General features: G+C 40.7%; 9 protein-coding genes. 3 read left to right on the top strand and 6 right to left on the bottom strand.

The features are described from left to right. Positions 1-369 precede the first annotated feature (369 nt). Both CSV76_RS16785 and CSV76_RS16780 read right to left on the bottom strand, forming a co-directional pair. Positions 370-612: a hypothetical protein gene (locus CSV76_RS16785; RefSeq protein WP_099626295.1), complete on the bottom strand. Its 243-nt coding sequence runs from the start codon at positions 610-612 to the stop codon at positions 370-372. Then, a complete protein-coding gene (locus CSV76_RS16780; protein WP_233204529.1) occupies positions 609-1,469 on the bottom strand; it encodes a ParM/StbA family protein in 861 nt (286 codons plus the stop codon). Before CSV76_RS16780 ends, CSV76_RS16785 begins: the two co-directional genes overlap by 4 nt. A gap of 389 nt (positions 1,470-1,858) precedes the next feature. Between CSV76_RS16780 and CSV76_RS16775 the strand changes: the two genes are divergently transcribed. Both CSV76_RS16775 and CSV76_RS16770 read left to right on the top strand, forming a co-directional pair. Then, a complete protein-coding gene (locus CSV76_RS16775; RefSeq protein WP_099626293.1) occupies positions 1,859-2,473 on the top strand; it encodes a hypothetical protein in 615 nt (204 codons plus the stop codon). Positions 2,474-2,536: 63 nt separating this feature from the next. Beyond that, complete coding sequence (locus CSV76_RS16770) at positions 2,537-2,884, top strand: hypothetical protein (protein WP_099626292.1); 348 nt, start codon at positions 2,537-2,539, stop codon at positions 2,882-2,884. A 69-nt stretch (positions 2,885-2,953) separates the two neighbouring features. Here the strand turns inward: CSV76_RS16770 and CSV76_RS17945 are convergent, their stop codons facing one another. Genes CSV76_RS17945 through xerA form a run of 4 tightly spaced genes read right to left on the bottom strand, consistent with a single transcriptional unit; the run spans position 2,954 to position 5,567 of the window. Then, positions 2,954-3,784: a peptidoglycan DD-metalloendopeptidase family protein gene (locus CSV76_RS17945; RefSeq protein WP_099626291.1), complete on the bottom strand. Its 831-nt coding sequence runs from the start codon at positions 3,782-3,784 to the stop codon at positions 2,954-2,956. 1 nt (position 3,785) lies between these two features. Further along, positions 3,786-4,055 carry a holin gene (locus tag CSV76_RS16760; RefSeq protein ID WP_099626290.1) on the bottom strand — a complete coding sequence of 90 codons (270 nt, stop codon included), beginning with the start codon at positions 4,053-4,055 and terminating at the stop codon, positions 3,786-3,788. A gap of 1 nt (position 4,056) precedes the next feature. Next, on the bottom strand, positions 4,057-4,512 hold the full coding sequence (locus tag CSV76_RS16755; RefSeq protein WP_099626289.1) for a hypothetical protein: 456 nt from the start codon (positions 4,510-4,512) through the stop codon (positions 4,057-4,059). Between the two features lie 59 nt (positions 4,513-4,571). Further along, a complete protein-coding gene (gene xerA / locus CSV76_RS16750; protein WP_099626288.1) occupies positions 4,572-5,567 on the bottom strand; it encodes a site-specific tyrosine recombinase/integron integrase in 996 nt (331 codons plus the stop codon). A gap of 110 nt (positions 5,568-5,677) precedes the next feature. On the opposite strand from xerA, the gene CSV76_RS16745 reads away from it, so the two are divergent. Next, entirely contained in the window at positions 5,678-5,893 is a 216-nt protein-coding gene (locus CSV76_RS16745; RefSeq protein ID WP_099626287.1) for a helix-turn-helix domain-containing protein, read from the top strand. Positions 5,894-6,091 lie beyond the last annotated feature (198 nt).

Below are 6,091 nucleotides of genomic sequence, written 5' to 3'. Positions count from 1 at the left end.
ACTCGACATGGGTTGAGTGTTTTTGCGACATACGCACAGCTCCGCTTTTGCGGGGCTTTTTTGATGTTAACCATGTCAACGAACTTTTTGGCTTTTAACTCTATAACCTATATTAAGCATACGTGTATATACATATCCCCTATACCTATCCTTATACTATATAAACTTATAATAGTAGTATATATGGTTAACATGGTTAACAGGAGGGGTTGAACCCTTGCCCTGTTCAGGTTTGAGGTGTTAACCATTGGTGTTAACCATTTGAAATACTTCGTTAACATCGTTAACATTTCAGACGAGCTTTTCCTTTTACTGTAAAACGTCAAAAAGTAGTTGGTTAACATCGTTAACGCACGCACGTTCTGTTTTTCACAAGAACCCACTCATTGCATCCGCTTCATCATCTACCGGATCAGCAAAAGGTGCGCTTAACTGATTAACTTCCACAATCGACCCACTCACCACACGCTGACCGCCTCGCATATCATCATCGATCAATCGTTTGATGTATTTGCTAAAACTACCGCGTTCTGCTTTTTCTGCGTACTCCAACAAACGGCTGTCGTACTCACTAATCAAACTAAAACTGATCGTCTTTACTTTCCTAGTCATCCAAACGCACCCTTTGCGAGTTGATAAAAACCGATGGCGTTGGCAAATACCGGACTGGATATGGTGACATGATTACCCTCTTGTAAGTTAGGTTGCAACAACTCCGCGTTACTATAATGTTGTTGGATATAAGGCAACATATCTTTTGCAATCCCCCCACACAACAAGACGTGATCCGCACGATCCCACTTTAATTTAGTCGTGTTACGGATGACTCCACGCGCAACACTTGCCAAATCCTCTTTATTGTTTACCGTCTCCATCCCAAAATTAAACGTGTCAGATGCATTGTTGATGTATTTTTTATTATTAATAGTAGCTGCATTGACGGTGCCGCTACCTATATCAATGATGCGCGTGACTCCGCTGACAGGAGCGCTCCAAAATGCCCCGGAACCCTCCGCGCCTACTGCGACCTCTACTATATTAAAGGCTACACTCTCGCCGTTGACCGTGAAGCTATGCTGTCCAGTGAGCATATCCTGTATACGTTGCTTATCGGCAGACTTGCGGGAGACAATCGGCTGTCCAGTGACCAATGAAACATCCGTTATATCAATGCCATACTTTTTACCGTAACGATAGATAGCGAGTAGCACTCTGATTTTTGTATCTTCGTGCGCTTTGGTGTCACCAAACATACTACCTCCTCCAAATTCATCTTCGTAGACTGCAATCGATCCAGCAAAACCTTTACGTCCATCTATATCAAATTCCATATCATCATCACCGTGAGCTTCCACAATATCTCTTTCAAACCAATCACATATCGCTGTCCTGTAACTATCCGTACCGTATGGACCTGCAACCTTAGCTTTGTGATTACCTGCGTCGATACCCAGTATTAGTTTACTCAATATAAAAACCTCCCCCATGTATTACGCATGTAATAATTCTGGACGTTTGTAGTACACCGGTAATACATCCAGGTGCTTTGTATTGCGCTTGTAATAAATCATATGGGCAACAGGCTATTTTTATGCACAAAAAAGAGCCTGACATTTATCGTCGGCTCACTTTTTAGGTTTCTTTTTTGCGGGTATTCCGTTTTTTCGTCCATGCTCATTGATAGCTTTAGCAAGATCCTTAGCTTTTGACATCTATATCACCTCTACTGGTAGTATCTCCTACTCTGCAATTATCTATACATAGCTCCCCTACCCTACCCTACCGCATATCTTAAATTAAGCCCGCTAGTAAATGGACGTATAGCGGACGTTACAACCAAAAATGAAGGGATGAGAGAGTGGGGAATAGGAGGATACGGTCTGATAAAAAGAGAGAGATCCAGCCGACGTTGCCTATCGATGTGTTTAGCTGCATCCACAGATTACACAAAATCACTGGATTGCCGATCAAGACAATTGGCGAAGAGGTTTGTTTGCGTGGGCTAAAAGATAAGCGGGTCATCAGTATGTTGTCTGTACACTTTAGGCGAGATATCCAGTTGGATAATACGGTGTACATCGGTCACGCGGATCAACCGCCTGTTGCTCGTCGGTTTAAGGGAATCACCAAACGTATTTCCGTTCGCTTCCACAATCAATCCTATGATAATATCAATGCCTTGTCCTACGCTTCAGATTGCACCGTAGCTCGTGTGTGTGCTTTATTGATAGATACATGCCTGACGGATGCCGATTTTGTAAATGAGTATGTGGAAGAGTATCTAATGAAGAATATAGACGCGGAACAAATGAAAGAGTTACGTAAGTTAATGAAGGCACTCAACTCCACAGATGAAGATGAAGTGATATCTTGGGGCCGTCTGTTGTCCTTTGTGATGGATGATGCGGTGGCTGGTATGGGTAAGGTTAAAGAATCAGTCAATGAGTTTTTGATCAATCGTTGGGATAAATGATATACAACACTTACCATTTAATGTACTCTATAGGTAGATAATAATAAAATTGGAGGTTTTGGCATGGCTAAGAAAAATAAAGTAATTGCTGGGGACTATGAAGGGAAAGATATCATTCATGCAGGCGGGAAAGTAACGATTGCGACAGGCTGGTTTAAAACGTACGACGTCAGTAAAGAATCTGTGAAGGAATATGAAATAATCGACGAGGAGAGCCGCAAGAGTGCAACCAGTGCGGTAGGTCGTGCATTTGTCGGTGGTGTGATTCTTGGACCTGTTGGATGGCTCGCCGGATTGACTGCTAAGTCTAAAAGCACCCACGTGCTTGCCGTTGAGTTCAACGATGGGAAGAAGAGTCTAATCGAAGTGGATAAGAAGGCTTTTGCTACGTTGACGAAGATATTGTTCTGATCAATTTAAAAGTAGGCAAATAAAAAAAGCGACTCCGTCCACAAATGGATAGAGTCGCTTTATTACTTTTTATCTCTTTTCTCGAATCATACCTAGTAACCCCAGCGCTGCCTTATCGCCAGGAGTTGCTTTTTCGTTTGTTTCCCACGACTTGCTAAAGCCTTGGTCCACTCCTTGTTTAACTGCAATCTCCTGTTGACCTTTACTCTCCAAAAATGTTATAAATTCTTTTTCTAATGTCGGACTTGAAAACTCAATCCACACACGATTACCTCCTTCTTTTTCAATCGGTTTGTCAGATGCTACTTGTTTAGCGCTTTCTGCTTTTAACGCTGCATACGTTCCGCGTCCTGCATAACCATCTACATGCATATTATTGCGCTTTTGATATAATGCGACTGCGCTAATCATCTTTTCCCCGTAGTAACCATCTGGCTCTACGTCATAGCCTAACTCTTTGAGCCAACCTTGCATTTCTTTTGTCAACGGATCTACGAAGTAAAGCAAAGGATTTAACTTGTTTGCGTATGTGGATGTCCAGTTACCTTTGGCAATCTCAAAGTGTAGATGTACGCCAGTAGCTAGCCCAGTAGCACCTTTCATACCAATTCGTTCGCCTTGTGATACAGTTTGACCTTGCTTAACATCAATGCGTGACAAGTGGCTGTATGACGTTGTATGACCGTTCGGATGCTTAATCAATACATAGTTACCTGCTGATTTAGGACTGTAACCGATTTGATAAACTGTACCGCTTGCCGCTGCCCATATACGATTATCCTCTGCACTACCAATGTCTACGCCTTGATGTGGGCGTATAACGCCAGCCAATGGATGATTGCGCCCGCGATCCATAAAGGATGTAATAAGCCCATCACACGGCTTTATATAGTAAGCCATATCACTCCGCCCCTTTATCTGTAGTATTATCCACAATCTCAAACAATCCAGTAGCCGCTAGTCCAGCGATACCGCCTGCCCATAATCGCATAGTCCAATCCAAGTCTGTAAACGGTGTAGCCGCAAAGCCAACTAACAAACCTATTAACAATGCAAACAGCGGTAATAAATGATTTAATTCATGATTTTCTGTTACAGTTTTCTTAATCAATTGCACCAATGCCAACACAATTGGTGCAAGGATTGACGCAAACAACAATAATTCTTCCATATTAATTACCTCCCACTTTTTCGATTAACCAATAAAGAAAACCGCCCGATGCGGTCAAACTTAAAACAAGTTTAGTGACTACATCTGCAATAGTTTTCCACTTCATTACTTTGTAATCGTGTTTTCTTCTTTCGGCATCCGCTTCACGTTCTTCGGAATTTTCTTTAAAACTGACAGACGACTCTACAATGCCGTAAAGTTTTTCCGTGTGATTTTTAAACATATCTTGAGTATCTCGGTTTTCGGTCATAATTGTGTTCTGAATTTGCGTATACTGCGAACCCAATTGAGCAATCTTTTCATCGTGTTGGCGATCAGACTCTTTTAACGCTGCAACAGTCAACTCTACATTGCCTAAACGCTCCGCTTGTATCACGAAGCCGTTTGACAAATCACCAATCTGCTCACCGTGTTTTTTTACCGTCTCGTACATGCCATCACCTAATTTCTCAGCCATTTCCCACCCCGTTTATTTGACGTAAAAAAGAACGCCCCTGGACAGGACGCTCTTCGTAATTATTGAACTAAAAACTTCTTATGTTGTTCGCGCTTTCGTTCATCAGACAATACTGCGTACCCTTGCGTTGTAGATGGATCAGAATGACCCAGCAAGTGTTGCACGGCAACAATATCAGCGCCATTGTTCAAAGTCAAAGTAGCAAATGTATGGCGCAATGTATGTGGACTCACGCTTTTCTTGATTCCCGCTTGACTAGCGATCTTGTCAATTTCCCTTTGGATTGCTCTATTCTGCATGCGTCTATAAGGCTTGCGTTCAGTCACAATCAAAGCTTCTACATCATCGGTACGATTCATTAGATATTTTCTTAAATGATACATAGCTTTGAAACTGAAATATACTTCACGTTCTTTGTCTCCCTTACCTATCACGCTACAACTCATTGACTGGTAGTTAATATCGGCTTTGTTCAATGCCTGTAATTCTGACAAACGACAACCAGTAGCATATAGAATTTCGAGAAGAGCGCGCTGTCTGTTTGTTTGACAAGATTCACGCATCATTTCAAGTTCTTCTATAGTTAAAGCTTTTGGAGCCCGTTTCTCTTTTTTAGGCGGCTTCAGTCGTGTGGTTGGATCTCTCAAAATAACCTCTTCAGCAGTCAACCAACTAAAGAATGATTTAAGTACAGAAAGTTTCTTACTTATAGAACTCATTTTCAATTTGTCGAAACTTCCTAAATATACTCGTATATCAGCTGCAGTTACATCTTCAGTTTTTTTCTTGACTGATTCCGCGAATATTTTTAATTCCAATCCATATCCCTTTAAAGTCGTTTGGCTTAGGCCTTCTAATTTCTTAGTAGAAAGAAATAGTTTTATCTTGTCGTGTAGATCGGGATGAACTTCTTCTTGTTCTACTTTTTGAATATGGTAATTAGATACTAGTGTAGATAGACTATTCCTTGTTTTATCTATATCGATTGGAACTAACTCTGAAATATAACCAACGATATCTGAAATTAACATTTCGCCAGCGTTGTTAGTAATCATGTTATCTCCTCCATTTATGATACGTTATACGTATCATACTACAATACACTTTACGTATCAAGAGAAAGATGATACTTTTAACGTATCTTATAAATAGAAAGGGGATAATCATGAAAGTCGTTATTAAACTATCTGATTTGTTAGCAATAGAAAACATTTCACAACATGAACTTTCAAGAAGAACTGGAATTCGTCAACCGTCTATTAATGAAATGTGTAGAAACCAAACTTCAAGATTGCCACTAGATAATCTGGCTAAGATCTGCGAAGTATTAGCTTGTGACATATCAGACATTTTAAAATTAGAAAGAGAGCAATCAGATTAACTTCTGACGCTCTCTTTTTTTGTAAAAAAATACACCTCAATGGGTGTTAATGATACGACGCTTCATGATCCGAAAGCGTATTAAGAAACTGGATATTTTTCTTCAATCAAATCTATCAATTCCGTGTATTCTTCATCAGATAGTTGACCAACCGCGTATACTACATTCACTCGCTTGGTAGCGACTTCTTTGCTGTAC

It is taken from the genome of Sporosarcina sp. P17b (genome assembly GCF_002743115.1).
In the GTDB taxonomy this organism is placed as follows: Bacteria; Bacillota; Bacilli; order Bacillales_A; family Planococcaceae; genus Sporosarcina; species Sporosarcina ureae_C.
Note: the sequence above shows the minus strand (reverse complement) of the source record. Positions and strands in the feature narration are given on the sequence as shown.

Excerpts from the sequence above, each read along its gene's own strand:
- CSV76_RS16785 (WP_099626295.1), bottom strand. The coding sequence starts at position 612 with ATGACTAGGAAAGTAAAGACGATCAGTTTTAGTTTGATTAGTGAGTAC.
- CSV76_RS16760 (WP_099626290.1), bottom strand. The coding sequence starts at position 4,055 with ATGGAAGAATTATTGTTGTTTGCGTCAATCCTTGCACCAATTGTGTTG.
- CSV76_RS16745 (WP_099626287.1), top strand. The coding sequence starts at position 5,678 with ATGAAAGTCGTTATTAAACTATCTGATTTGTTAGCAATAGAAAACATT.
- CSV76_RS17945 (WP_099626291.1), bottom strand. The coding sequence starts at position 3,784 with ATGGCTTACTATATAAAGCCGTGTGATGGGCTTATTACATCCTTTATG.
- CSV76_RS16755 (WP_099626289.1), bottom strand. The coding sequence starts at position 4,512 with ATGGCTGAGAAATTAGGTGATGGCATGTACGAGACGGTAAAAAAACAC.
- CSV76_RS16770 (WP_099626292.1), top strand. The coding sequence starts at position 2,537 with ATGGCTAAGAAAAATAAAGTAATTGCTGGGGACTATGAAGGGAAAGAT.
- xerA (WP_099626288.1), bottom strand. The coding sequence starts at position 5,567 with ATGATTACTAACAACGCTGGCGAAATGTTAATTTCAGATATCGTTGGT.